General features: G+C 61.0%; 23 protein-coding genes and 1 pseudogene. 17 read left to right on the plus strand and 7 right to left on the minus strand.

What is annotated here, in order from left to right:
* Window positions 1–107 precede the first annotated feature (107 nt).
* Window positions 108–1,022, minus strand: a complete 915-nt coding sequence (locus FJ964_RS19700; RefSeq protein WP_140551929.1) for a LysR family transcriptional regulator — start codon at window positions 1,020–1,022, stop codon at window positions 108–110.
* A gap of 192 nt (window positions 1,023–1,214) precedes the next feature.
* Here FJ964_RS19700 and FJ964_RS19705 point away from each other — a divergent pair, with 192 nt between their 5' ends.
* Window positions 1,215–2,297, plus strand: a complete 1,083-nt coding sequence (locus FJ964_RS19705; RefSeq protein ID WP_140551930.1) for a tartrate dehydrogenase — start codon at window positions 1,215–1,217, stop codon at window positions 2,295–2,297.
* A gap of 32 nt (window positions 2,298–2,329) precedes the next feature.
* On the opposite strand, the gene FJ964_RS19710 is transcribed toward FJ964_RS19705, so the two are convergent.
* The 3 genes from FJ964_RS19710 to FJ964_RS19720 all read right to left on the minus strand — a co-directional run bounded on the left by FJ964_RS19710 (window position 2,330) and on the right by FJ964_RS19720 (window position 5,641).
* Entirely contained in the window at window positions 2,330–3,499 is a 1,170-nt protein-coding gene (locus tag FJ964_RS19710) for a mandelate racemase/muconate lactonizing enzyme family protein (protein ID WP_140551931.1), read from the minus strand.
* A gap of 8 nt (window positions 3,500–3,507) precedes the next feature.
* Window positions 3,508–4,584, minus strand: a complete 1,077-nt coding sequence (locus FJ964_RS19715; protein WP_140551932.1) for a tartrate dehydrogenase — start codon at window positions 4,582–4,584, stop codon at window positions 3,508–3,510.
* Between the two features lie 79 nt (window positions 4,585–4,663).
* Window positions 4,664–5,641, minus strand: a complete 978-nt coding sequence (locus tag FJ964_RS19720; RefSeq protein ID WP_140551933.1) for an asparaginase — start codon at window positions 5,639–5,641, stop codon at window positions 4,664–4,666.
* A gap of 212 nt (window positions 5,642–5,853) precedes the next feature.
* Here FJ964_RS19720 and FJ964_RS19725 point away from each other — a divergent pair, with 212 nt between their 5' ends.
* The 16 genes from FJ964_RS19725 to FJ964_RS31040 all read left to right on the plus strand — a co-directional run bounded on the left by FJ964_RS19725 (window position 5,854) and on the right by FJ964_RS31040 (window position 21,966).
* Entirely contained in the window at window positions 5,854–7,515 is a 1,662-nt protein-coding gene (locus tag FJ964_RS19725; protein WP_181172537.1) for an ABC transporter substrate-binding protein, read from the plus strand.
* A 63-nt stretch (window positions 7,516–7,578) separates the two neighbouring features.
* Entirely contained in the window at window positions 7,579–8,502 is a 924-nt protein-coding gene (locus FJ964_RS19730; RefSeq protein ID WP_140551935.1) for an ABC transporter permease, read from the plus strand.
* On the plus strand, window positions 8,502–9,512 hold the full coding sequence (locus tag FJ964_RS19735; protein ID WP_210243375.1) for an ABC transporter permease: 1,011 nt from the start codon (window positions 8,502–8,504) through the stop codon (window positions 9,510–9,512). The genes FJ964_RS19730 and FJ964_RS19735 overlap by 1 nt, the downstream gene beginning before the upstream one ends.
* A gap of 13 nt (window positions 9,513–9,525) precedes the next feature.
* Window positions 9,526–10,545 (plus strand): ABC transporter ATP-binding protein, encoded by a 1,020-nt coding sequence (locus FJ964_RS19740; protein ID WP_181172538.1) that lies wholly within the window; start codon window positions 9,526–9,528, stop codon window positions 10,543–10,545.
* Window positions 10,542–11,597, plus strand: coding sequence for an ABC transporter ATP-binding protein (locus FJ964_RS19745; protein ID WP_140551937.1), 1,056 nt, complete (start codon window positions 10,542–10,544; stop codon window positions 11,595–11,597). Before FJ964_RS19740 ends, FJ964_RS19745 begins: the two co-directional genes overlap by 4 nt.
* Window positions 11,598–11,627: 30 nt before the next feature.
* Window positions 11,628–12,377, plus strand: coding sequence for a 3-oxoacyl-ACP reductase FabG (gene fabG, locus FJ964_RS19750; protein WP_140551938.1), 750 nt, complete (start codon window positions 11,628–11,630; stop codon window positions 12,375–12,377).
* A gap of 84 nt (window positions 12,378–12,461) precedes the next feature.
* Window positions 12,462–13,226 carry a FadR/GntR family transcriptional regulator gene (locus tag FJ964_RS19755; RefSeq protein ID WP_224626960.1) on the plus strand — a complete coding sequence of 255 codons (765 nt, stop codon included), beginning with the start codon at window positions 12,462–12,464 and terminating at the stop codon, window positions 13,224–13,226.
* 41 nt (window positions 13,227–13,267) lie between these two features.
* Window positions 13,268–14,167, plus strand: coding sequence for a polysaccharide deacetylase (locus FJ964_RS19760; protein WP_140551939.1), 900 nt, complete (start codon window positions 13,268–13,270; stop codon window positions 14,165–14,167).
* 318 nt (window positions 14,168–14,485) lie between these two features.
* Window positions 14,486–16,021, plus strand: coding sequence for a sugar ABC transporter ATP-binding protein (locus FJ964_RS19765; protein WP_140551940.1), 1,536 nt, complete (start codon window positions 14,486–14,488; stop codon window positions 16,019–16,021).
* Between the two features lie 2 nt (window positions 16,022–16,023).
* Complete coding sequence (locus tag FJ964_RS19770) at window positions 16,024–16,998, plus strand: ABC transporter permease (RefSeq protein ID WP_140551941.1); 975 nt, start codon at window positions 16,024–16,026, stop codon at window positions 16,996–16,998.
* Complete coding sequence (locus FJ964_RS19775) at window positions 16,998–18,008, plus strand: ABC transporter permease (protein WP_140551942.1); 1,011 nt, start codon at window positions 16,998–17,000, stop codon at window positions 18,006–18,008. Before FJ964_RS19770 ends, FJ964_RS19775 begins: the two co-directional genes overlap by 1 nt.
* 30 nt (window positions 18,009–18,038) lie before the next feature.
* A complete protein-coding gene (locus FJ964_RS19780; RefSeq protein ID WP_140551943.1) occupies window positions 18,039–19,253 on the plus strand; it encodes a sugar ABC transporter substrate-binding protein in 1,215 nt (404 codons plus the stop codon).
* A gap of 175 nt (window positions 19,254–19,428) precedes the next feature.
* Complete coding sequence (locus FJ964_RS19785; RefSeq protein ID WP_140551944.1) at window positions 19,429–19,761, plus strand: hypothetical protein; 333 nt, start codon at window positions 19,429–19,431, stop codon at window positions 19,759–19,761.
* The gene (locus FJ964_RS19790; protein ID WP_140551945.1) at window positions 19,754–20,794 is read left to right on the plus strand and encodes a GTP-binding protein; all 1,041 of its coding nucleotides are present in this window, start codon (window positions 19,754–19,756) and stop codon (window positions 20,792–20,794) included. Before FJ964_RS19785 ends, FJ964_RS19790 begins: the two co-directional genes overlap by 8 nt.
* An 85-nt stretch (window positions 20,795–20,879) precedes the next feature.
* Window positions 20,880–21,140: a hypothetical protein gene (locus FJ964_RS19795; protein ID WP_140551946.1), complete on the plus strand. Its 261-nt coding sequence runs from the start codon at window positions 20,880–20,882 to the stop codon at window positions 21,138–21,140.
* A gap of 505 nt (window positions 21,141–21,645) precedes the next feature.
* Window positions 21,646–21,966, plus strand: a complete 321-nt coding sequence (locus tag FJ964_RS31040) for a hypothetical protein (protein WP_181172539.1) — start codon at window positions 21,646–21,648, stop codon at window positions 21,964–21,966.
* A 10-nt stretch (window positions 21,967–21,976) separates the two neighbouring features.
* Here FJ964_RS31040 and FJ964_RS19800 read toward each other — a convergent pair whose 3' ends face one another.
* The 3 genes and pseudogenes from FJ964_RS19800 to FJ964_RS19810 all read right to left on the minus strand — a co-directional run.
* A complete protein-coding gene (locus FJ964_RS19800) occupies window positions 21,977–22,564 on the minus strand; it encodes an RES family NAD+ phosphorylase (protein ID WP_224626969.1) in 588 nt (195 codons plus the stop codon).
* 85 nt (window positions 22,565–22,649) lie between these two features.
* Window positions 22,650–23,330, minus strand: a complete 681-nt coding sequence (locus FJ964_RS19805; RefSeq protein WP_140551948.1) for a hypothetical protein — start codon at window positions 23,328–23,330, stop codon at window positions 22,650–22,652.
* A 202-nt stretch (window positions 23,331–23,532) separates the two neighbouring features.
* Window positions 23,533–23,844: pseudogene (locus tag FJ964_RS19810) on the minus strand (YhjD/YihY/BrkB family envelope integrity protein); the annotation flags it as partial.
* Window positions 23,845–24,453 lie beyond the last annotated feature (609 nt).

A 24,453-nucleotide genomic window follows, 5' to 3' on the forward strand; every position in this document is an offset into this window, starting at 1 on the left:
TCAATTATATTAAAATTTGCAATAATCGCAAAATGCAGCGCCGCTGTGGGTGCGGCGAGGATCGGCAGCAGCCTGGAAAGAGCCTGATTTAGCCAGCAACAAGCTGTTCATGCGTCTTTTGAATAGACATCGATCCTGCTGCGCAGCAGCTCGACCAGCATGTCTCGCACGGGATCGCGAGTGCTCCCGGTCCAGGCAACGGCCAACGGCAGCTTCTTCAATCCGTCTGCCCCTGGCGAGTCGAGCGCGACGTAGGTCACGCCCTCGACCTGCATCCGGGAAGCCCAGCGCGGTACGATGGCGATACCCATTCCGGCCGCCACGAGGTTCACGATGGTCTGCTTCTCGTCGGCCAGATGCACGACCTTGGCAGAGAGGCCGTTTTCGCTGAAAAGCCTCATCGTCAGGTCGTGACTGTGCGGTCGCGACCGCCGCTCCGGCACGATCAGGGTCTGGTCGACCAGGTCGAGCACCGACACGCTTGTCCGATGCGCCAGCTCATGGCTGGAGGGTACCGCCACGACGGCCGTTTCATAGAGCAGGAAGAGCAGTTCCAGACGACGGCTCGGTGCGCCGGACGGCCGGATCAAGGCGAGGTCGAGCCGCCCTGAAAGCACGCGCGGCAACAGGCGGTTTGTCTTGTCCTCCATGACTTGCACGGTGACATCAGAGGCAATCTCCTTGAAGTCGTGCAGGAGGCGCGGCACCAGTCCGACCGCCGCGCTGTCGATCACGCCCAGCCGCAGTACTGCCGCACGGTCTCGGCCTTTCTCGCGGATGCTGCTCTCCAGATCGCCCGCATGGGCAAGCAGCGCCCTTGCCTGTTCCAGCAGGAAGGATCCATGCTCGGTCAGCACTGCATTGCGCGTGGTGCGCATCATCAGCCGCACGCCGAGATCCTCCTCCAACATGCGGATGTGCCGGCTGAGAGACGACGGCAGCATGTCCAGGCGCTGCGCCGCCCGGCCGAAATGCAGCTCGTCGGCTGCCATGACAAAGCATCTCAATTGGTGCAAGTCCAATCGCCAACTCCTGTACGAGGCCCGGATTAAATCACATTTTTATATAATCGGAAGCGCATTGAACCAGACACAACTCGGCCTCTAAACCCAAGGCCGGCGGAACCGGACGGCCCAAGGGACTGTCCGCCCGGCTTGGGTAGGCCGCCTCAAATCTGGCGCGTCCCCGCGCCGGGTATGGTAGGGAGACTGACAGTGCGCGAATATTCGATCGCCGCGATTCCTGCTGACGGAATCGGGCCTGAGGTCATTGACGCCGGCATCGCCGTACTCAGCATGCTGGCCGAACAGCGCGGTGACCTGAGGCTGAATTTCAACGTCTTCGACTGGGGTTCGGATTACTACAAGCGCAATGGCGCGATGATGCCGGCCGACGGGCTGGAACAGCTCAAGAAGTTCGACGCGATCTACTTCGGCGCGGTCGGCGCGGTCGACATTCCCGATCATGTGACCTTGTGGGGGTTGCGCCTGCAGATTTGCCAGGGGTTCGACCAGTACGCCAACGTCCGACCGACCAAAATCCTGCCCGGCATCGCGTCTCCTCTGCGCGGCATCGAGGTTGGAAACCTGGATTGGGTGATCGTGCGAGAGAATTCGGAGGGTGAATATTCCGGTGCCGGCGGGCGCGTCCATCAGGGACTGCCAGAAGAAGTCGGCATGGAAGTATCCGTTTTCACACGCGTCGGCGTCGAGCGCATCATGCGTTACGCCTTTGGGTTGGCGCAGTCGCGGCCGCGCAAGTTCCTGACGGTCGTCACAAAATCGAATGCGCAGCGTCACGGCATGGTGTTGTGGGATGAGATCGCTGAAAAGGTGTCGCGCGAGTTCTCGGACGTGACCTGGGACAAGATGCTGGTCGACGCCATGACGGTGCGCATGGTGCTGAAGCCGCAGAGCCTCGACACGATCGTGGCCACCAATCTCCACGCGGACGTGCTGTCTGATCTCGCAGGCGCGCTGGCCGGCAGCATCGGCGTGGCGCCGACGGCCAATATTGACCCGGAGCGGCGTTTTCCCTCTATGTTCGAGCCCATCCACGGCTCGGCATTCGACATTGCCGGAAAGGGCATCGCCAACCCAATCGCCGCCTTCTGGACGGCGGTCCAGATGCTCGGCCATCTGGGCGAGCAGGCGGCGGCGGATCAACTCATGCACGCCATCGAGCGTGTCTGTGAAGCCGGCATCATGACGCCGGATGTCGGCGGCAAGGCGACGACGCGCGAAGTCGCCGAAGCGGTCTGCAACGCCATAGGCAGGCGAAACGTCCTGACGAACTGAAAACCGCCGTTTCGGTACGGCCGGCGTCTCGCTCAAGGCTGGTGCAATTGTCGGAACAGCTTGAACAGTTCGGTTTTCTTCTCAAAGCCGACACCGGGAATATCCGGCAGCCCGACATAGCCATCTTCGACGGCGATGTTGTCGGCGAAGCCGCCAAAGGGCCGGAAAACGTCGGGATAGGATTCGTTGCCGCCCAGCTGCAGCCCTGCGGCAATGTTGAGCGACATCTGGTGGCCGCCATGCGGCACCACGCGCCGTGACGACCAGCCAAGCGCCTTCATCACCTCCAGCGTGCGCAGGTATTCCACCAGGCCATAGGAAAGGGCACAGTCGAACTGAAGATAGTCGCGGTCGGACCGCATGCCGCCATAGCGCAGGAGGTTGCGCGCATCCTGGTGCGAGAACAGGTTCTCGCCCGTCGCCATCGGCCCACCGTAGTGGTTCGCCAGTTCCGCCTGCAACGCATAGTCCAGCGGATCGCCGGCCTCCTCGTACCAGAACAGGCCGTATGGCTGCATCGCCTTGGCATAGGCGACGGCGGTCTTCAGGTCGAAGCGTCCGTTGGCATCGACAGCCAGATACTGGCCCTCACCAACCACCTCCAGCACGGCCTCGATGCGGCGCAGATCCTCATCCAGAGGCACCGCGCCAATCTTCATTTTCACGACCTTGTAGCCGCGGTCGAGATAGCTGCGCATCTCCGCCTGCAGCTTCGAGTGATCCTTGCCGGGATAATAGTAGCCGCCCGCCGCGTAGACCCAAACCTTCTCGTCCGCCACGCCCGCCCGGTAACGGTCCGCCAGCAGGCGCCACAGCGGGACGCCGGCGATCTTGGCGACGGCGTCCCAGATGGCCATGTCGATGGTGCCCACCGCCACGGACCGTTCGCCGTGGCCTCCGGGCTTCTCATTGGTCATCAGCGTCTTCCAGATGGCGAACGGGTCAAGGTTGTCGTTCTCATGGTCGATCAGCGTTTCGGGATCGGCCTCAAGGACGCGCGCGAGGAACCGGTCGCGCATCAGCGCGCCCTGTCCGTACCGGCCGTTCGAGTTGAAGCCGTAGCCGACCACCGGCTTGCCGTCACGCACGACGTCGGTGATCACGGCGACGGCCGAGCAAGTCATCTTCGAAAAGTCGATATAGGCGTTGGCGATGGGGGAGGCGATCGAGACCGTCTTTTCCCTGATGTCGACGATGCGCATGCCTGGTCCTATCCTTCGAGTGCCTCTGCCACCGCCTTGCCGCAGGTGACGGTATTGGCCTTGCCTCCCAGATCGCCGGTGCGGGTGGCTTCGTTCTCCAGCGTGGCCTCGATAGCTTCCACGATCGCGCAACCAGCCTCTTCGTAACCAAGATGGTCGAGCATCATGGCGGCCGTCCAGATCTGTCCGATCGGATTGGCGATGCCCTTTCCGGCGATGTCCGGAGCCGAACCGTGTACCGGCTCGAACAAGGACGGAAAACGGCCTTCCGGATTGATGTTGGCCGACGGGGCGATGCCGATCGTGCCGGTGCAGGCGGGTCCGAGATCCGAGAGAATATCGCCGAACAGGTTCGAGGCCGCCACGACGTCGAAACGGTTCGGATTGAGCACGAAATGGGCTGCCAGAATGTCGATATGGTACTTGTCCCAAGAAACGTCAGGGTATTGGGCGGCCATCGCTTCGACGCGCTCGTCCCAGTACGGCATGGTGATCGAGATGCCGTTGGACTTGGTGGCCGACGTGAGGTGCTTGCGCGGACGCTTTTGCGCCAGATCGAATGCATAACGTAGGATCCGGTCGACGCCGACGCGCGACATCACGGTTTCCTGGATGACGATCTCGCGCTCCGTGCCCGGATACATCCTGCCGCCGATAGATGAATATTCGCCCTCGGTGTTCTCGCGCACGACGTAGAAATCAATGTCGCCGGGCTTGCGGTTGGCGAGCGGCGACGGCACGCCCGGCATCAGCCGGACAGGGCGCAGGTTGACGTACTGGTCGAACTCGCGGCGAAACTGCAGCAGCGATCCCCAAAGCGAGATATGATCGGGAACCATGGCCGGCCAGCCCACAGCGCCGAAGAAGATGGCATCATGGCTTCCGATCCTGGACTTCCAGTCCTCCGGCATCATGCGGCCGTGCCTGGCATGGTAGTCGCATGACGCAAAGTCGAAATGGTCGAACAGCAGGTCGATGCCGAAGCGCCTTGCCGCCACTTCCAGTACGCGAAGTCCCTCGGGGACGACCTCCTTGCCGATCCCGTCGCCGGGAATGACCGCGATCCTGTGCTTCTTTGCTGACATGATGGTTCCTCGGCTGCAGGAGTAGGATGGCTGCGATGGATGGCCGCCTTAAAGAAATCAGGCGATGGAAGAGCGTGCATCAGCCGCCGAAATATTCGATCTCCTGGCGCAGGCGTTCGCCCTTGATGCCCATACCGAGCAGAACGGCCACGAGCACTCGTGCTTTCTGGCCGCTCAAGTCGCCGGCAAAGATCACGCCCCCATCGGAGAGTGTCTTGCCGCCGCCATTGCCATAGATCGGCTTGACCCGGCCGCGCTGGCAACGGCTGGTCATGACAACGGGAGTGCCGTTGGCGACAATCGACGTCGCGGCGGCAGTGACGGCGGGCGTCGCGTTACCCCGCCCGAAACCCTCGAGAATGATGGCCTTGGCACCATCCTGGGCGGCGAAGCGGATGTAGCGGTCGCCCATCCCCATGACCAGCTTGATGAGATCGACATCAGCGACAATATCTTTTGCGTCGTAGGTGCGGCGCAGAACCGGCTTGCGGTGCAATATGATGCGGTCGCCGTCCACTTCTCCGAGCTTGCCGTGCTCGTAGGAGATGAAGGTATCGGTGCGCGAACTGTGCGACTTGCTCACGTCACGTGCAGCATGGAATTCCTGCTCGAAGCAGATCATCGCGCCCAGGCCCCGCGCGGTTTCGGACGCGGCCAGCCGGATCGCATCCGTGAGGTTGCGTGGGCCGTCGGGGTTCGCCTCATCGGCCGCGTGCTGTGCGCCGGTGAAGACTATCGGCTTGTCCGTCGTGACCAGGAGATCAGCCAGAAAGGCGCTTTCCTCCATCGTATCGGTCCCGTGGGTCACCACCACTCCATCGAAGTCACCTTGAAGGTGGTGTGAAATCCGCTGGGCCAGTGCAAAGCCGAGTGGGAGGTCGATGGCATAGCTGCCGACATTGCAGAACTCGTCGATGGCGATGTCAATGCCATCGAGCGGATCGTGCAGCATGGCGCGCAACTCCGATCCTGTGACGCTGGCGGTGACATGTCCGCTCTTGGGTTCCAGCTTGGATGCGATCGTCCCTCCTGTTGTCATCAGACAGATTTTTCGCATTTCGGTCCCTCGTCGCGTACCCGAAGTTGAATAATTTGGTCAGACCGAGAAATCAAGAAGCTATTTTTTGTGCACGAAATGCACGAATTTTTCGCATTTTTTTGTGATTGACGGTCAGGCCAAATTGTCCATTAATGTTCATTGCGCTCTTTGGTCTGTCCAAAAGCGGAAAGAGAACGAAGCGTTCTCGCGCAACCAATGGGGAACGAGATATGGGTGATGATTTTACCAGAATTCGATTGGCGCCCACGCGCCGTCAGTTCCTGAAGACGACTGCCGCAATGGGTGGCGCCGTGCTTGCCGCATCGACCGGCCGTTTCGGTGAAGCCTTCGCGCAGGACGCAAACACTACGCTGGTGATCGCGGCGCCCGCGACGCCCCAGGGCCTCGACATCGAGTTCGACGTGAGCCTGGGCTCCATCGATTCCCTCGGTGCGCTCTACGAGTACATGCTTGGCTATGAAAAGATGGATGATCCCAATGCGCCCGGCGTGCTGCGGGAGGATACCGGCGTCCATACCGATAAGCCGAACAACCTCGCGCTGCGCGGACGGCTGGCCGAAAGCTGGGAAGTGGCTCCCGATGGCCGCAAGGCGACCTTCAAGCTACGGGAGGGTGTCGTCTCCAACTGGGGTAACAAGTTCACGTCCAAGGACGTGAAATGGACTTGGGACCGCAAGTTCAATCTCAAAGGGCAAGGCCTGTTCCAGACTGCGGTGCTCGGTCTCAAGACGCCTGACCAGATCAAGGTGGAAGGCGATCATGCGGTCTCTTTCAATCTTGAGCAGCCCAATCCGTTGCTTCTCAAGCAGCAGTGTAACCTCGCCAACCCGATCTACGACGCCACCAAATGCGCCGAAGCCGGTGGCTCCGACGACCCGTGGGCGGTCAATTTCCTCAAGAACGATAGTGCAGGCTTTGGTCCCTATCGCCTTGCTCAGCTCGTGCGCGGTCAACAAGCCGTATTCGAGGCGCGCGAAGACTACTGGGATGAAAAGCCCTTCATGAAGCGTGTCATCATGCGCGAAGTGCCGCAGTCAGCCAGTCGTTTCTCGCTGCTGCAGGGCGGGGCGGTCGATATCGCACAGTTCCTGCAGCCGCGCGAGTTGGAGGCGCTGAAGAAGCAGCAGAACGTGGCCGTGGATGCCGTCAATTCGTCCTACATGATCTGGCTGGAGCTCAACTCCAAGATCGCTCCATTCGATAATGTCGATGTGCGCCGCGCCATCAACCTCGCTATCCCCCGCGACGAGATCATCCGCACGATCTACTACGGCTATGCCGACGAGCAGAAAGCGCCGATGCCCTATATCTACCCGATGGCAGACGAAAGCTTCTTCACCTATGCCTATGATCTTGCCAAGGCCAAGGAGCTTCTTGACAAGGCTGGCGCCAAGAACCTGGCGACAACCTTGTCCTACAACGCCGGCGACCCGACGCAGGAGCCGATCGCATTGCTGATCCAGACCGCGCTGAAGCAGATCGGCGTGGAGCTGACGCTGGAGAAGCTGCCGGCTGGCGTGTTTTACGAGAACGTCACCAAGCGCGCCAAGCCGATGATCTTCTATCTGGACTCTCCGTGGACGCCGGATCCGGGCTACTCGACCTACCTCTACTTCAACTCCGAAAGCTATGTGAACTATTCCAACTACGACAACAAGAACGTCGATCAGATGATCAAGGACGGTCTTGCTACGCTCGATGACAATGTACGCAAGCAAAAATATTCGCAGGTCCAGAAGACGTTGATGGACGAAGCGCCCTGGGGCTTCATTGCCTACCCGAAATACACGCTGGCACGTAAGGCGAACCTCAAGGGTTATACCTACTACACGTCCAATAACCTTCGGTTCCAGGATTTCAGCCGCGGCTGATGAGGTCTTGTCCCCGGAGGCGGCCGCCTCCGGGGACAAGTTAGAGTATCGGAAAGATCTTAGATGTCATCGAAGCTTAGCCTTCTCCTGAGGCTGGCGGTCATCCGGCCGAGATTTGCGATCGGCTATCTGATCGTCATCGCGATCACTCTGTTGGCGATCTTCGCGCCGGCCATCGCACCCTATTCGCCGACCGAGGCGGATTCGGCCAGCTTCCTGCAGCCGCCGGATACCGCCCATCTCTTTGGCACCGATAATGTCGGCATGGATATTTTCAGTCGTTCCATATACGCGCCGCGCATTGACCTGACGATCGCCATACTGGGCACGCTCCTGTCGGCGCTAATCGGCGGCTCGATTGGTGCTGTTGTTGGCTTCTACAGCAGCGGGCGCGGCATTCGCGTATGGCTGTCCTTCGCTGTCATGCGCGCGGCCGACGTATTGCAGGCATTTCCCATTTTCGTTTTCGCTATCGCCCTGGTTGCCAGCCTCGGTCAAAGCATCCAGACGGTGGTTCTGGCCATCGCCTTCGTCAATGCGCCGATCTATTTGCGTCTCATGCGCTCGCAGGTGCTGAGCATCCGTTCCATGCGCTATGTCGAGGCTTCGCAGGTAAACGGCCTGTCGGACATGCAGACCATTCGGCGCCACATCATCCCCAATGCGATGGCACCGGTGCTGGCGCAGCTGTCGGTCAATGTCGGCTGGGGCATCCTGCTGACCTCGGCGCTGTCCTTCGTTGGTGCCGGCGTGCGTGCGCCGACACCTGAATGGGGCAGCATGATCGCCATGGGCTTTCAGAACGTGGTGACCGGCCAGTGGTGGCCGTCCATGTTCCCCGGCGCGATGCTCGCGATCACCGTATTCGGCTTCTCGCTGGTCGGCGCGTCCATCGAGGTCCTGGCCGATCCGTCCAAGCGCCGGCAGCTGCTGAGCGATGCACGCGAGCATCGCCGTCGCGCCGACCTGCCGGCGGAGGGCGCCTGATGCGCATCCTGGCTTATCTCGCCAAGCGCCTGATTTTCGTGATCCCGCAATTGCTGGGCATCGTGCTCGTGAGCTTCCTGCTGGTGAAGAGCATTCCGGGTGACCCCGCTGTGCTGATGCTTGGCCCCACAGCTACGCCTTCGGCCATCGCCTCACTGCGCCAGCAGCTCGGGCTCGACCAGCCTCTCTACATGCAGTTCCTGATCTATGTGCGCAATCTCCTGCATGGCGACCTGGGAACCTCCTGGCAGACGACGCGGCCGGTGCTTGAGGATCTGCTTCAGCGCTTCCCGGCGACCCTCGAACTCGTCACGCTTTCGCTCCTCCTGGCCATCATCGTTGGGGTAACGCTGGGCGTCTATGCAGCGCGTAAGCCAAATGGCTGGATCGCGCGCCTGTCCGATCTCTATGGCTTGAGTGCCGGTGCGCTACCAGACTTCTGGTTCGCCCTCGTGCTGATCTTCATCTTCTATACCGTGCTCGGCTGGGCGCCTGCGCCGCTCGGCCGTATCGACATGATCGTCATACCGCCGGCGCCGGTCACCGGAGCCCTCACCATCGACGCGCTTCTCGCCGGCGACCTGCAGGCCTTCTGGTCTGCCTGCGCGCATCTTGTGCTGCCTGTGCTGACGCTCGGGCTCCTGAATGCCGGTCCCATACTGAAGATGACGCAGGCCACGATGGAGAAGATGCTGGAATCTGATTTCAGCCGCTTTGAAGTTTTGTGTGGGGTGCCGCAGAACCTTGTCGTGCGCCATGCGCTGCGCAATGCATTGCCATCAATCGTCACCATCATCAGCGTGCTCTACGGCTTCCTGATCGGCGGCGCGGTGCTCGTCGAGATCGTGTTCTCGTGGGGAGGGGCGGGGCAATACGCGGTGCAAGGTGTGCTGAATTCGGACATCTATCCGGTTCTGGGCTTTGTACTCTTCTCCGCCATCTTCTCCCTCATCGTCTACATCGCGGTCGACCTCATCTATTTCCTGCTCGACCCGCGGATCAGCAATTAACGTGAGAATGTCATTGGGCGCAGCAGAAATCATAAGCAAAACGCGCAACGCCTACGGCGGCAACAAGCCGCCGTTGATCGACATCAGGAACTTGCGCGTGACGTTCCCGTCGGGAAGCGCCGAACCTAAGACGGTGCTCAAGTGCATTGACCTTGCAGTACAGCCGGGCGAGATCGTTGGCCTGGTCGGCGAGAGTGGCGCGGGCAAGACGACGCTCGCCCGCTCCATCCTCGGGCTGCCGCCATCGCCGGGCCGCATCGCCGGCGGCGAAGTCCACTTCGAGGGCCGCCAGATTCTCAGCCTGTCCGAATCCGAACTCCGCCGTCTTCGCGGCCGCCGTCTCTCGGTCGTGGTGCCTAATCCCCGCGCCGAGCTCAATCCGCTGCTCAAGGTCGGTGATCAGATCGCCGCGATGGCGAAGATCCATCTCGGCGTCGGCGGCAAGGAGGCGCGGCGCATGGCGCTGAAGATCCTGTACGACGTGCAGATACCGGACCCGGAACGGCGCATGGATGCCTACCCTCACGAACTGTCCGGCGGCATGGCGCAACGCGTCGTCATCGCCATGGCGCTGATCTGCAGCCCGGCCTTTATCATCTCGGATGACGCCACCAGCGGACTTGACGTCACAGTGCAGGCGCAAATCCTGGCCCTGCTGACCAAGCTTGCCGCGGAGCATGGCAGCGCCATGCTGTTCATCACCCGCGACGTCGGCATCACCGCGCATTTCTGCAATCGCATCGCTGTGCTGTTCTCGGGCGAAATCGTCGAAATCGCGCCGCGCGAGGCGCTCTTCCTCGCGCCGGCGCATCCCTACACGCTGATGCTGCTTGCAGCCTTCTCCCATAGCCCCAGGCTGCGCGACAGCTGGAGCGTGCCGGACACTGGCCGGCGGCTCGAACCGACCACCGGCTGCCAGTATGCCGACCGTTGTCCCCTCTCTCAGCCGGTTTGCCGCGCACAGCGGCCACCTTTCGCCGAGATCAGCCCAGGACATTTCGTCCGCTGCCATTTCCCCGTGAGGCACGCATGAACGCCGTCCTGACGATCGACAACCTCTACAAGCGCTTCCCCATTGCCGGCTCCAAGCAGGTGGTGCAGGCGATCAACGGCGTTAGCCTGACCATCGAGCCGGGTGAGACACTGGGGCTCGTGGGCGAGAGCGGCTCAGGCAAGACCACGGTCGGCCGCTGCATCGTCGGCCTGATCGAGCCGACCGCCGGAAACATCCACTTCCGCGGCACCGACCTAGCCCAGCGCCACCAACACAAGAGCATGCTGGCTGGTAAGATTCAGCTCGTATTCCAGGAGCCGAACGAGTCGCTCGACCCGCGCATGAAGATCGGCGACACGATCAGCGAGCCGCTCCTGCCGCTCAAGCTCGACCGCGAAACGAGGCGCCGCCGCACCGCCGACGCCTTGCGTCTGGTACGGCTGGATACCGATTTGCTCGACGCCTATCCTTCCGAGCTGCCTTCCGGGCAACAGCAGCGCGTCGGCATCGCGCGCGCCATGGTCACGGAGCCCGAACTCGTCGTCCTCGACGAACCGACCTCGGCGCTCGACCCGACTGCCCGCGCCGAGATCATCGATTTGCTGCGGCGTATCCAGAGTGAACGTAACACCGCCTATCTGTTCATCTCCCACGACCTTTCCACAGTGCGCTTCATCAGCCACCGCGTCGCGGTGATGTATCTCGGCATGATCGTTGAGCAGGGCAGCGCCGAAACGGTCTTCAACCGCCCGCAACATCCCTATTCCAGTGGCTTGCTGTCGTCGGTCATGCTGCCGCATCCGCATCTTAAGATCGAAAGCAGCGTCAGCCTCAAGGGCGAGATCCCGAGCCCGATCAATCTGCCCCAGGGCTGCTTCCTGGCATCGCGCTGCCCGTTCGTCATCGATCGCTGCCGCCGTGAGATGCCGCCGGCCGAGGCGGTCGGCGAGCGGCACACGGTCCATTGCTTCCGCCACAAGGACGTCGCCGCTTCGGTGCCGGCTTCCGACACCTTCAACGTGTTCATGAAGGAGGCCGAGCGCATCCTCGGCCGGCCGGCGCCCGGTGATCTCGCGTCTTCGCTTCAATAGTCAAGTCAACCACGAAATGGAAAACCAAGCATGTCAGGACGTCTCGCGGGGAAGAAAGCACTGGTCACAGGAGGCGCACGCGGCATCGGTGGCGCGATTGCCACGGCGTTCGCGCGCGAGGGCGCCGACGTGGCCGTTCTCGACCTGAAACTCGAGGCCGCCGAGGCGCGCACCTCCGCCCTTGCTGATTTCGGTGTGAAGACCTTTGCCGTCGCGGCCGATGTCAGCGACGAGGCGCAGGTCGAAGCAGCCGTCAAGAAGGTGGAGGCGGCGCTCGGCCAGATCGACATCCTGGTCAACAACGCCGGCATCGACACGACGTCCGTTGTCGCCGAAATGAGCACCGGCATGTGGGACCAGATGATGGCCGTGAACCTGCGCAGCGTCTTTCTTTGCACGCGCGCTGTGCTGAAGCCGATGATTTCCCGCAAGTTCGGCCGCATCATCAATATCGCCTCGCAACTCGGTCACAAGGGCGCGCCGGAAATGGCGCACTATGCGGCCGCCAAGGCCGGCGTCATCGGCTTCACCCGCTCGCTCGCCTACGAGGTGGCACGCGACGGCATAACTGTGAATGCCATCTGTCCCGGCCCCATCGAGACGGAGTTGTTCAGGGCGCTGCCGGAGGAATGGAAGAAGCGCAAGCTCGGCGAATTGCCGATCGGCCGCGCCGGCCATGTCGACGAAATCGCTCCCACCGCCGTGTTGCTGGCGTCGGAGGAGGGCGCTTACTACATCGGCGCAACCATGAATCCGAACGGCGGCGATGTCATGCTCTGATCAACCGCGGGCTGAATGGTTCCATCCAAATGTATCTTGTTCTAGCTATGTGGCGACAATTCTTGCTCACGCTGGGGCCTAGCCATGATGAAACTCAATCTCAATGATGACGGAAAGACGGCGGCTTCACAGCCGCCCGACCTGCGGCGCGAGCGCCGGGAACCCAGCGGCGGTGTGGCCCAGGCAACGGTGGCCGCCCTGCAGTCGATGATCCGGGACGGCAGGTTGCAACCAGGCGATACATTGCCGCCGCAGCGCGACCTGGCACGCGACCTCAATGTGAGCCGCGCCACCCTGCGCGAGGCTCTGTCGATCCTCGCCACCATCGGGGAGATTGTTGCGCGCGAGGGAGGGCGCGGCTTCGTTTGTGCCGACCCTTCCGGCGCACCGGCAACTCCGTCCTGGCGCTTCGCGGCGCGCTATTCGCTGAGCGAGGTCTTTCAGTTCCGCTACATCGTCGAATCCTACGCGGCCGAGCTCGCGGCGCTGACCCATACCGATCAGGAGATCGCCGACCTGAAGGGATGCACGACCGCCTTTCGCAACGCGGCGCGCGAGAAGGACCTTAATGCCTACGCGCAAGCGGACTTCGATTTCCACAACCTCATCATGCGCATCTCGCGCAACAAACTCCTGGTGGACATGCACCAGACATTCGCGAGCGTGCTGTTGGAAAGCCAGCGCCTGCCCACCGAGCGGCGGGGCAATCTGCTGTTCGCAGTGCAGGAGCATGACCGCATCCTGGAGGCGGTTGCCATGGGCGATCCCGATGGCGCCAACTACTACATGCGCAAACATATCAGCATGGCGGGAAGCCGGGCCGGTCTTCCACCCTCGCAACTACCATAGACGCCCTTCGGCCGGGGACATGAACAACGAAAGGAAGAGAGATGCCGAAAGAAATGTTTGTATCCTACGGAGTGGACGTTGACGCTGTCGCCGGCTGGTTGGGTTCTTACGGCGGTGAGGACAGCCCTTGCGACATCTCTCGCGGCGCCTTCGCAGGCAAGGTCGGCAGCCTCCGGCTGCTTCGCATGTTCGAAAAATGGGGGATCAAGACCACATGGTTCATCCCCGGTCATTCCATCGAGAGCTTTTGGGACGAAATGAAGGAAGTGGCCGACGCTGGCCACGAGATCGGCATGCATGGCTACAGCCACGAGAACCCGATCGCCATGTCGCCCGAGCAGGAAGAGGCCATCTTCAACAAGTGCGTCGACCTGATCACCAAGCTTTGCGGCAAGGCGCCTCGCGGCTATGTCGCTCCCTGGTGGGAGTTCGGCTCGAAAACAAATGAGCTGTTGAAGCAGAAGGGGCTGCTCTACGACCACTCCCTGATGCACAACGACCATCACCCCTACTATGTGACGGTCGGCGACCAGTGGACGAAGATCGACTATTCCAAGCATCCATCCAACTGGATGAAGCCGTATTCGCAAGGCGAAGAGACCGATCTCATCGAGATACCGGCATCCTGGTATCTCGACGACCTGCCGCCGATGATGTTCATCAAGGCCTCGCCCAACAGCCACGGCTTCGTCAACCCGCGCGATATCGAGCAGATGTGGCGCGACCAGTTCGACTGGGTCTACGAGAACTACGACTATGCCGTGTTCCCGCTGACGATCCATCCCGACGTGTCGGGCAAGCCGCATGTGCTGAAGATGCACGAACGGCTCCATGACTACATGAAGGGCTTCGAGGGCGTGAAGTTCGTCAAGATGGAAGAGATCGCGGCCGATTTCGGCAAGCGCTTCCCGCGCAGCGGCAAGGCACGTCCGAAATCCTGAAGCGGCTTCGGCGCACTATGCCGGGACCGCCGCACGGTCTCGGCCTGGTTCGCTTGAGTGGTCAGACCGGATAGATCGGATTGATTATACTTTCTGTGTCATCTCGCCGATGGCAGCGCCCATCAATTCTGCTGGAAACAGCAGAATTTATGGCGGATTTGGTGCCTTCGCACCACTTTTCGACCATTCATTTCCGGTCAGACCAAGTGTGCTGAAAATTCAAGCTTTCTTGCAGGCTTTCTTAATTGTCATGGCGGGTAAGGCGTGCTAGCTCCAATCTTGGTCTGACCAAATAGGGAAGACTGGGGAAGAGGTGGAATGAAGGATAGAACGCACAACGTCCTTGATTTCCGATCCGTGTCCAAGCGCTACGGTGCCACGATTGCGCTTGAGGACATTTCGTTTGAAATGCGCTCCGGCGAAGTGTGCGGTCTGCTCGGCGAAAATGGCGCCGGCAAATCGACACTCGTAAAGATACTGAGTGGCGTCGTCACACCTGATACCGGCTCCATCGAATTGCGCGGCGCTCCTTTCAAGCCGCAGGGCATTGTGGACGCCCGCTCGGCCGGCATAGCAACCGCCTTCCAGGAACTCAGCCTGATCCCGACATTGTCGGTGGCAGCGAACCTGTTCCTGCCGCGCCCGGCACTCAACCGCCTTGGTCTGGTCTCGGCGCGCAACATCGAGCGCGAGGCGGGTGAGATTCTTCAAGCCCATGACGTGACGGATATCGCGCCCCGGCGGCTGGTCGAGGATCTGCCGCTCGGCATGCGCCAGAAGGTCGAGATCGTGCGTGCGCTGCGGCACCGCCCGGCGGTGCTGGTGCTCGACGAAGCGACCGCCGCGCTCTCCGACCGTGAATGGCTTTTCAAACTGGTCGATGCCGCTGTTCGTGGCGGCACGTCAGTGCTCTACATAAGCCACAAGCTCGACGAGATCCGCCGCCTGTGCCAGCGCTGCGTTATCCTGCGTAACGGCCGCAAGGTGCTGGAAAGCGATGTCGAATCCATGAGCGACGAAGCGATATTCAGCAGTATGGCCGGTCGCTCCGTGGTTGAAGCCGCGGAGAAGGCGCCGTCGGCGGTTCGCGTCGGGGCCACGCCGGCGTTGGAGGTCGGTCACCTGGTCGGCCCTGGCGTCAATGATATCAGCTTCTCGCTGGCTCCCGGCGAGATTCTTGGTGTGGCGGGTCTGGAGGGTCACGGGCAGTCCAGTCTCTTCAAGTCGCTGGTGGGCCTGTCGACGCTGCGGCAGGGCACGATCTCGGTCGGAGGCAAGGCGACATCGGTCGGCTCGCCTCGCGCGGCGCGCAGGCTCGGCATGGTGCTGGTGCCGGAGGAACGAAAGTCCGAAGGACTGTTCCACGATCTCACCACGCAGGCGAATATCTCGTTGCCGATGATAGACAAGGTGAGCCCATTCAGGCTTGTAAACAGATCTTCCGAGTTGCGGCTGGTCGAGCAGGTAACCCCGGCAGTGAACCTTTCGAAGCGGCTCCTGCCCCTCAACATCGGCGCGCTTTCGGGCGGCAACCAGCAGAAGGCGGTGCTGGCGCGGGCGCTGATAACGGGCGCGCGGTGCCTGCTGTTGTTCGATCCCACGCGCGGTGTCGATGTCGGCGCCAAGCGCAACATATACGCCATGATGCGCGCGTTCGTGCGCGATGGCGGCTCGATCCTGTTCTATTCGACTGAACTGGACGAACTCGTTCAGCTCTGTGATCGCTGCCTCGTTCTCTACCGCAATTCGATTGCCGGCGAGCTCGGTCACGACCATCTCTCACAGGACCGTATGCTGTCGCTGGCATCCGGTTATCGCGACGGGTCGCGGCAGCCTGCCGCGCCAGGGGCGTAACGATGGCATCCGATACGCTTCGCGACCGCTTGGCAATTCTGGGCAACGGAGCGGTCGCCGCCATCGGCCTGCTTGCCGTCATGTTCGCCGTCTATGCCGCGCACGAGCCTTCGGCACTCTCGCTATTCGGCATCGGCAACCTCCTCAACAACGCCATCGTACTCGCCCTCGCCGCCACGGGACTGACGCTCGTCGTGTTATGCGGCGAGCTGGACCTTTCGGGTCCCGGCGTGATCGCCATCGCGAATGTGGTGGTGGCGACGGTGAGTGGCGGCGATGCGGGCGCCCTTGGCAGCTTCGGCCTGGTTCTGTTGGTGGGCCTCATGGTCGGTGGTCTCAACGGCATACTGGTCGCCTATTTTGGACTGCAGTCGCTCGCCGTCACGCTCGGTTCGCTGATCGCATGCCAGGGCATCGCGCTCCTCATCCTTCCGGCTCCTGGCGGCGAGGTGGTGGAATCCATCGCCTATGGCATCACCGGCGACATTCTGCGCATTCCCGTGCCGGCGATCCTGTTGGTGCTGGTGCTCGTCTTTTGGTTTCTGCTCAAGCATTCGCGCATGGGCATCGCAATGTACGCGGTCGGCACGGATCAGGCGGCCGCGCGGCTCTCCGGGCTCAACATCCGCGCCACCAGGCTATTGGCTTTCGTGGCCGCCGGCCTGTTCTATGCCATAGCCGGCTTCGTTTTCAGCGCCGAGATCGGTTCGGGCGATCCACGCATCAGCGATTCCTTCTTGCTGTTCATGTTCGCGGCGGTCGCGATCGGCGGCACGTCCCTGTTCGGCGGGCGCGGCGGGGTGGTCGGCACGCTGGCCGGTGCAGGTATTTTGACGGTGCTGCAAAAAATGCTGTTCGCGCTCGGCGTGGCTGACTTTTACACCAACATCTTCAACGGACTTATCATGATCTTGGCAATCCTTTTCGGCCAAGCCTCCGCCTATTTGGCGCGCCGTTCCGCGAGAAGGGAAGCCTGATGACCGACAAGGACATTACGACCCCGGCACAGACGTCCGAGCACGGAGCGCAGAGCGCGCGCCGCGCACTTGTCTCATCGGACCTTGTGCCGGCGATCGCCGTGTTCGCCGCCACGGCGCTGCTGGTCATCGGCACGAAGATCGTCAGTCCCAATTTCGGTTCGTTCGACCAGCTCACCGCCATACTGGTTACCGCCATCTTCCTGGTGGTCGCTTCGTTCGGGCAGGGGCTGGTGATCCTTCTGGGCGGCATCGACTTGTCACTGGGCGTGGTCATCGGTGTCGGCGGCATGATGATCGCGGAACTTACGCGCGGCAGCAACGACGCGCTGCTGTACGCCATTCCGCTTACCCTCTTGTGCTGTCTTGGCATCGGTCTCATCAACGGCATCGGTGTGGCGATTGCCAAAATCCCCCCCTTCATCGTGACGCTGGCGTCCGGCATCACATTCTTCGGGGTGGCGCTGGGTTTCACCGCGGGCAATTCGCAACAATCGGTCGCTCCGGCGGTCCAACAGTTCATGAGCTCCCGCTGGCTCGGTGTACCCTATCCCGTCTATTTCATAATCGTCTTTGCGGTGTTCGCCTGGCTCTTCCAGAACAAGAGCGCGGAAGGCCGCAAGCTCTACGCCATTGGCAGCAGCCCTGGCGCGGCCAACGTGCTGGGCCTGCCGATCGCCGCGCTCACCGTCGCAGTTTATGCCATCAGCGGCCTTTGTGCCGGAATGACCGGCATCCTCTTGGCCGGCTATTCCTCGAGCGCGACGCTTGACATGGGCGATGCGCTGCTGATGCCCTCCATCGCCGCCGTCGTCATCGGCGGCGCACGGGTCACCGGTGGCTCCGGCATCTATCTCGGAACTCTTGCCGGCGCGCTCTTCCTCAGCACGTTGTCCACCGTCATCACCACGCTCAGCCTCTCGCAGGGATTCCGCGATCTCGTGCAGGGCGGGATCATCATCATCGCTTTGCTGCTCCAGCGTGGGCGGCTCAATCTGCGAAGCCGTTAGTCGGCGGTCGCTTCAAATGGGAGAAAGAACATGAAGAACGCTTCGCGTAGACTGACTTACGGCTGGGCAGCCGTGGCCGCGACGTTGCTTGGTCTGGGGACATCCAGCGCGAATGCCCAGGATACCTACAAGGTGTTCCTGAATATGAGCTACAGCGGCAACACCTGGCAGGCGAGCGCCGCCAATGGCATCAAGGCACTGGCTTCGACCCCGCCTTACGACAAGCAGGTAGAGTTCAAGACCATTATCTCCGGCACCGACGTGCAGAAGCAGATATCCGACCTCCAGAGCATGATCGCGGCAGGCGCCAACGCCATTCTTCTGTATCCGCTCTCGCCGACTGCGCTCAACCGCACCATCAAGCAGGCCTGCGATCAAGGCGTCGTGGTGTTCACCTACGACAGTACGGTTACGGAGTCCTGCGCGCACAACGTCTCCAACATCACCGCCCGCTACGGCGCCAACACGGCACAGTGGATGGTGAATCAGATGGGCGGCAAGGGAGAGCTGATCTTCAACCACGGCGTCGCCGGCACGACCGTGACCAAGACCTATGACGAACAGGCCTATGGCGTGTTCAAGAAATATCCCGACATCAAGATCGTCGGCGATTTCTATGGCAACTGGAACGACGCGACCTCGCAGGAGGAGGTTGCCAAGATCCTGGCCGCGCACCCCAACGTCGACGGCATCTGGACGGTCGACGGCACCTTTGGCTCTTTGCAGGCTGTCATCAACAGTCGTCCCGACAAGCTGGTCGTGATTGCCGGCCAGTCCAACAACGGCTATCGCCTGGCGATGGCGGATCCGGCCATGCAGGCCAAGGGCCTGAAAGGCGTCTCCTCGAGCGCGGGTCCGGCGGTTGGCGGCTACGCCTTCAAGCTCATGATGGAAGTCGTGACCGGCAAGAAGAAGCTAACCGCCAACAACATCGAATATCCGCTGCCATGGGTTGAGCCGCAGGACGTGAAGCTCTGCCAGGGCGAGACCTTCGTTGACGGCTGCAACACTTTCCCTGCCGACAAGGTGCCACCGCTCTTCATCGACACCTCCCTGAACGGCGATCTGCTGCCCGAACTCAGCTTGAAGTCGGTGCAAGATGGTACGCCCACGCCGGGCGCAACCATCAAGGATCTGCCTGACGTGATCTACGCCGACAATTTACCCGGCATCAACTGCGGCAAATGTGAGCCAACCAAGGACTGGCTGGAGCCAAACAAGGTTAAGCCGATTCCTGCCCCTTGAGTTCCTCGACAGAAGAACGCGGCATTTCCGGGGCCGCGTTCTTCTTCTGGTCGAAGCCTGCGTTAGACCAGGCAGGGGGACTTGGCATTGCCAGGCAGGGCAACCACCTACAGAGGAACTATAATGCCTGTCGGGGTCAAACGGTCTCCGAAGACGGTCATCCAAGGAGCAGATCATGTGCTCGCTATGCGGCGTTCTAGGCAGCAACGAACATTGGACCGATGCCGTGGCCCGGCCCGGCGTTTACACGCGCAACGTCGAAAACGTTGACCGGCGCCGTGAGCGCGCCAATCGCGTCAGGATTGCTAACCTCATCCTAGCCTACTTCGGCATGCGGCTGGCGGACTGGCAAGGCACGTCCTTTGTCATTTCAACGCGAACGGGCAAGACCGAGATCATCAACGATCTCGGACACCTATGGCAGGCTGCGGAGCGTCTTTCGGGCAGGACTTGCGATCCGTTGGAGGCCGATGTCATCGCAAGCTTCGAAGCCGGTCGCGATGGCTGAACTACCGCCGTTCACGCCAGTCCACCTGCTGACAGGTTTTCTCGGCTCGGGCAAAACCACGCTTCTGAAGCGGCTGCTGGATGACCCCGATCTGTCGGACGCGGCCGTGCTCATCAATGAGTTCGGCCAAGTCGGGCTCGACCACCACCTGGTGGAGCGAATTGACGAAACGATGGTGCTGCTTCAGTCCGGCTGCGTGTGCTGCACAGTGCGCGGTGAACTGGCCGACGCGATCTGCGATCTATATTCGAAGCGGGAGCGCGGCCAGATATCCCCGTTCCGGCAGGTGGTGGTCGAGAGTACGGGGCTGGCTGACCCATTTCCGGTCCTTTCGACGCTGAAATCCCATCCGATGCTGAAGCACCATTTCACCGCAGGAAACGTGGTGACCACCGTCGACGTGATGAACGGGATTGGCAACCTCGACCGATACATCGAATCCAATCGCCAGGTGGCCATTGCCGACAGGCTGGTCATGACCAAGACCGATCTCGCCGACGGCGCCGAAATCGGGCGACTTGCCGACCGGCTGAGGCGTATCAATCCGGATGCCGCGATGCTGGATGTTCGGTGCGGGTTTCGTGCGCAAGATTTGTTCGAGCAGGACACTGTGGCCCGTGCAAGCCAATTGCAGTCGCAGTCGGGTTTCTTCTGTGAGGAGGCCGCCGTATTGGCGACCGCCGACGGACAAGCGCATCAGGCGGCGATCGTATCCTGCGTCCTGATCTGGGACGAGCAAGTCGACTGGACTGCGTTCGGCCTATGGCTCACCATGCTGCTCAACAGACATGGAGAGCGCGTCCTTCGAGTAAAGGGCATCCTGAACATCGCAGGTGAAGACCGTCCGGTCGCGATCCACGGTGTGCAGCATCTCGTTCATCCTCCTGTACATATGAAGGCGTGGCCGAGCGAAGACCGCAGATCGCAGCTGGTCATCATTGCCGACGGACTCGATTTGGAACGGGTGCAGCGCTCATTCGCTGCATTCGCCTTGGCCAGCAAGCCCAAAGTCATGGCGATTGCCGGCGCGTAGTCGAAGTCAATGTCCTCCGCTTCCCGTGCCAAGTTCTTCGGCAAGGGAATTCTCGCCGGCCAGGGACTCCCCTTGGAACAAGGCCGTGGCACGCAGCTGTCACAGGCGATGCGGCCCATCGATCTATGGTGCGCCGACTACAAGGGCGAGTTTCTATGGCGAGGGGCGCAAGTATCGGGATTTCGTCTATATCTATTTTGGCGTTGGTGTCGGGGGCAGTATCATGAATGCCGGGGCGGACGGCCGCTATGCCGTCTTCAGCGAGGCGATGGCACGGACCAGCCTGGATGAATTCGGCGACAGCAACACCGTAGGCGCCAAGCTCGGCGTCAGCATGAAATGGTAGTCAACGGATAGCGGGAGATCGAGCGCGGCTTGCCTGAAACGCAAAAAGCCCCGCCGGCCGGAGCCAGCAGGGCGATCATATTGCTGAAGCCAGAAAAGGTCTAACATTGCAGCGAAGTTCTCTGCAATGTTAGGCCGCCTAGCTACTGGAGGGGAGCTTGCTCCAGATCTTCAGCGTCATCGGTGGCACCGCGGCATGCGCGAGTATATTGGTTTTGGCCTTGGCGTTGATCCCTGGCCACAGCGGCGGCAGCACCATGATTTTGATCGCGGTAATTGGGCGGCGTTAGCGGCAGTTGCGTTCCTCGTGCCTAAGGTTTTTGAACCGATCTCCCGGTAACGAACCTTCACTCGTTGGGAGATTGCAGCTGCAAAAGACGGTGAAGCCGCCGGCGCCGAACATCAAGGCATAGCCTGAAACGCCTCGAATGTTCTCAGCTTCGTTAGGGTTTACCCGATGGCATCCAGGTACTGCGTCAGGCAGGAGATCGATTGAACTGTGGACGGTGTTCGACGTGTTCACCGGCTTGCCAGCTGAAATTGAAGGACATCCATATGTCGTTCTCGAAATGGACTATGCCCACGAGATAGCCGGCATCCTCAACGCTGCCGCCCGAACGGGTGCCGGGCAAAATGCAAACTCTTCGGAAATCCAGACTGTTGATCCAGTTCGCCCGTGCATTGGCAACCGCAGGCTCAAGACCCTCAAAGGCTCACGCCTACGAGTTCATCTGCAAGGCGTGGGCGTCACAACATCACTCTATAGTATTTTGTTAGGTGAGCAGCTTTGCGAGTGCTGGCCTCGTCCGGCGACAATCGCAGCATAGGGGAGACGATTTAAACGACGTTGACGCCGATGCGATTGGCCAGGATCAGCAGGTCGGAAACGAGCTCGTTATCATTGAGGATGCTTCGGGCGGCGTCCGCAAGCAGGTCGTTCGCAGGAATGCGGTCGCCGAACAGGAGGACCGCCCGCGCTCGGTCGTCTTGGCGCGAAACCCAGCACAAGCCTTTAACCGCCGGGCACTGCTTGTGGATGGCCTCCGCCCATCTCCGCGTGCCAGGATACTGGTCCTTCTCCGTGTCGATAAGATCCATCCGACGCAATCCGAGCGACCGCAGTGCGGTCGAGCTGAGGTCGGCCAGTACCAAGTCCCGTCGGGGCGTCACCGTCGAATAGACTTGACCGGCAAATTTCGCTTGATCGAAGGTCTTCAGCCCCGGTGCGATTGGCACGTCGTGAAATACCGTCTCCATTGCGGCGCAGTCAAAGCTCGTTCCACCATACAGCGTCGGGATACTGCTACCGACCGAGTTCCCAATTGGGCTGAAGCGGGCGTTTCCCCTCACCCCCGGATTGAAGACATTGCCGCCATAGAGGTTCAGGTGGATGCGGTGAATGACTCGACCCGCCGACCAGGTCATGGTCTGGATCCGTGTGCTGAGGTCCTTCCAGGGCTCGGGCACGCTTGTGCCGACGACTAGCGGCCTCTTCGCGCGCGACCTTCTGTCAGCCATGGAGGACGCCAGCAACCTCGTCTTTGGCAGCGGCAATGACACGATCGGGCTCGCTGATGAGAAGGTCTTGCGGCCTCTTGCCTCCGAGAAAGCTGTTGACCGAGGCAAACCAGTAGGCGAGACCCCAGTCGTCCTTCTTTCCTCGGAAGGTGCTGAGCACCTTTGCCAAAGCCTTCACTGGCCGAAAGTCGGTCGAGGGCTCAAGGGCGTACCCCGGAAAGTAGTCGACGCCTCGATGCCGCACGGCAAAGACCTGCCCCTCCTTTTTCCATTTATTTGGCTGGGCGCTGGGATTGCTGGCGCTGAAACCGGCTACTTTGGCCACTTCGGCGGCCGTTAGCCAGTCACCGCTTTCCAGCACCGCCTTGCGCGCATCCCCCACCATGCGCGCTTCGAGGAGCATGTGATGTGGAGGAGGGACCACCGGTACCAAGGCTTCAACGATGGAATTGAAGGTCTCATCCTGGCGACGCTTGAGAATTGCACTGACAAAGGGAGCGAGCCCCGCGACCGTCTCAGCGAAGGCCTTGGCGGCGGACGCGCTGCCGTGCTCGATGGTCAGGGCAACAACCTGCTCGGCCTTAAGATGGTTAAGCCCCCTCCGGACCTGCTCTGGTGTTCCCGTAAGCGTGCCAACGCGGGAAAACTCGTCGGTCTTACTGGCAGCGACCATGTGGCCCGACTCCGTTCGGTTATCTTGGTTATCAATGTAGCACCGTAATCAAAATCATCAAGGGACGGCAACCCAGGGGCGTTCCGGCTCGTGTTGCGAAGCCCACACGCGAGGTGCGAGGTATAGACACGCATTAAAAATAAAATAGGAGGCGAGCGAAAAGGCGCGGCACTGATTGCAACGAAACGCAGGGAAGGATGAGTTAGCCACCATCAGGGCGGAGCCGCGTGTCCATCTCGGCGTCGCTTAACGCCACTACTGGCGCAAGGTCTGGCCGGCTTCCACGCCTGACCGAGTAAGCGCGCGTAATTTCTGCACCGAAGAGGAAGATCTGCGCTGAATAATAGACCCAAAGCAGCACCACCATCAGCGCGCCTGCCGCTCCGTAGGAAGTCGCTATCGCGCTGGTGCCGATATACCAGCCGATCAGCGACTTGCCGATGGTGAACAGCAACGCAGTGACCACCGACCCGACGGCAACATCGCGCCATTTGAGCGTGCGATCCGGCAAGATCACCAGAGTGCGGGCTCAGACACACGTCGCTCCTGGGGTTTAACGTATGCCAAGCCGAAACACAGACGACAAGCATCATACCCAAGGGTTACGTCCGGATTGCGATCTCTACAGGAAGCGGCGATCGGTGATTGCGCAGCGAAGCTGAAGCCCGCTCCGCAGGATGCCGGAAGGCGCGCCGATAGCGTCCGCCTTGATCCTGCACCGCCGCAAAGGCGCCCCTTGGGGTTCCTTTGCCGGCCGGCGAGCATCGCAAGGTTAGGAGTATGCGGTCGGGTCTTGAATGCCATGGCTTTAACTCAACACGAGCCCTGCCAGCAGCACGGCGATTGCGAGTGAAAAAGGGACGGCCAAAAGCCAGCGAGCTTCCAATACACTAAAGTCACGGTTCACGATGATGCTCCTTCCAGTCCCTTCAACATGAAAAGCGTCAAGGCACCTGATCGGTTCCGTTTTGATTGATTGGACACCGGATCAAGGTGGTGGCGGTTAGCACGAATCTAAGGGTAGGCGGCTGTTTAACCTCCCGTTACGCGACCGGCACTGACGAGGAACAAGCCGCACCGCTCCAAGTTTGAATCGCGTTCCATTGGAGACATCGGCTGATGC

It is taken from the genome of Mesorhizobium sp. B2-3-2 (assembly GCF_006442295.1).
Lineage (GTDB): Bacteria > Pseudomonadota > Alphaproteobacteria > Rhizobiales > Rhizobiaceae > Mesorhizobium.

Coding starts and splice junctions, on each gene's coding strand:
- FJ964_RS19710 (WP_140551931.1), bottom strand. CDS start 3,499: ATGCGCATCGTCGACATCAGGGAAAAGACGGTCTCGATCGCCTCCCCC.
- FJ964_RS19715 (WP_140551932.1), bottom strand. CDS start 4,584: ATGTCAGCAAAGAAGCACAGGATCGCGGTCATTCCCGGCGACGGGATC.
- FJ964_RS19720 (WP_140551933.1), bottom strand. CDS start 5,641: ATGCGAAAAATCTGTCTGATGACAACAGGAGGGACGATCGCATCCAAG.
- FJ964_RS19725 (WP_181172537.1), top strand. CDS start 5,854: ATGGGTGATGATTTTACCAGAATTCGATTGGCGCCCACGCGCCGTCAG.
- FJ964_RS19730 (WP_140551935.1), top strand. CDS start 7,579: ATGTCATCGAAGCTTAGCCTTCTCCTGAGGCTGGCGGTCATCCGGCCG.
- FJ964_RS19735 (WP_210243375.1), top strand. CDS start 8,502: ATGCGCATCCTGGCTTATCTCGCCAAGCGCCTGATTTTCGTGATCCCG.
- FJ964_RS19745 (WP_140551937.1), top strand. CDS start 10,542: ATGAACGCCGTCCTGACGATCGACAACCTCTACAAGCGCTTCCCCATT.
- fabG (WP_140551938.1), top strand. CDS start 11,628: ATGTCAGGACGTCTCGCGGGGAAGAAAGCACTGGTCACAGGAGGCGCA.
- FJ964_RS19755 (WP_224626960.1), top strand. CDS start 12,462: ATGATGAAACTCAATCTCAATGATGACGGAAAGACGGCGGCTTCACAG.
- FJ964_RS19760 (WP_140551939.1), top strand. CDS start 13,268: ATGCCGAAAGAAATGTTTGTATCCTACGGAGTGGACGTTGACGCTGTC.
- FJ964_RS19765 (WP_140551940.1), top strand. CDS start 14,486: ATGAAGGATAGAACGCACAACGTCCTTGATTTCCGATCCGTGTCCAAG.
- FJ964_RS19770 (WP_140551941.1), top strand. CDS start 16,024: ATGGCATCCGATACGCTTCGCGACCGCTTGGCAATTCTGGGCAACGGA.
- FJ964_RS19775 (WP_140551942.1), top strand. CDS start 16,998: ATGACCGACAAGGACATTACGACCCCGGCACAGACGTCCGAGCACGGA.
- FJ964_RS19780 (WP_140551943.1), top strand. CDS start 18,039: ATGAAGAACGCTTCGCGTAGACTGACTTACGGCTGGGCAGCCGTGGCC.
- FJ964_RS19785 (WP_140551944.1), top strand. CDS start 19,429: ATGTGCTCGCTATGCGGCGTTCTAGGCAGCAACGAACATTGGACCGAT.
- FJ964_RS19790 (WP_140551945.1), top strand. CDS start 19,754: ATGGCTGAACTACCGCCGTTCACGCCAGTCCACCTGCTGACAGGTTTT.
- FJ964_RS19800 (WP_224626969.1), bottom strand. CDS start 22,564: ATGACCTGGTCGGCGGGTCGAGTCATTCACCGCATCCACCTGAACCTC.
- FJ964_RS19805 (WP_140551948.1), bottom strand. CDS start 23,330: ATGGTCGCTGCCAGTAAGACCGACGAGTTTTCCCGCGTTGGCACGCTT.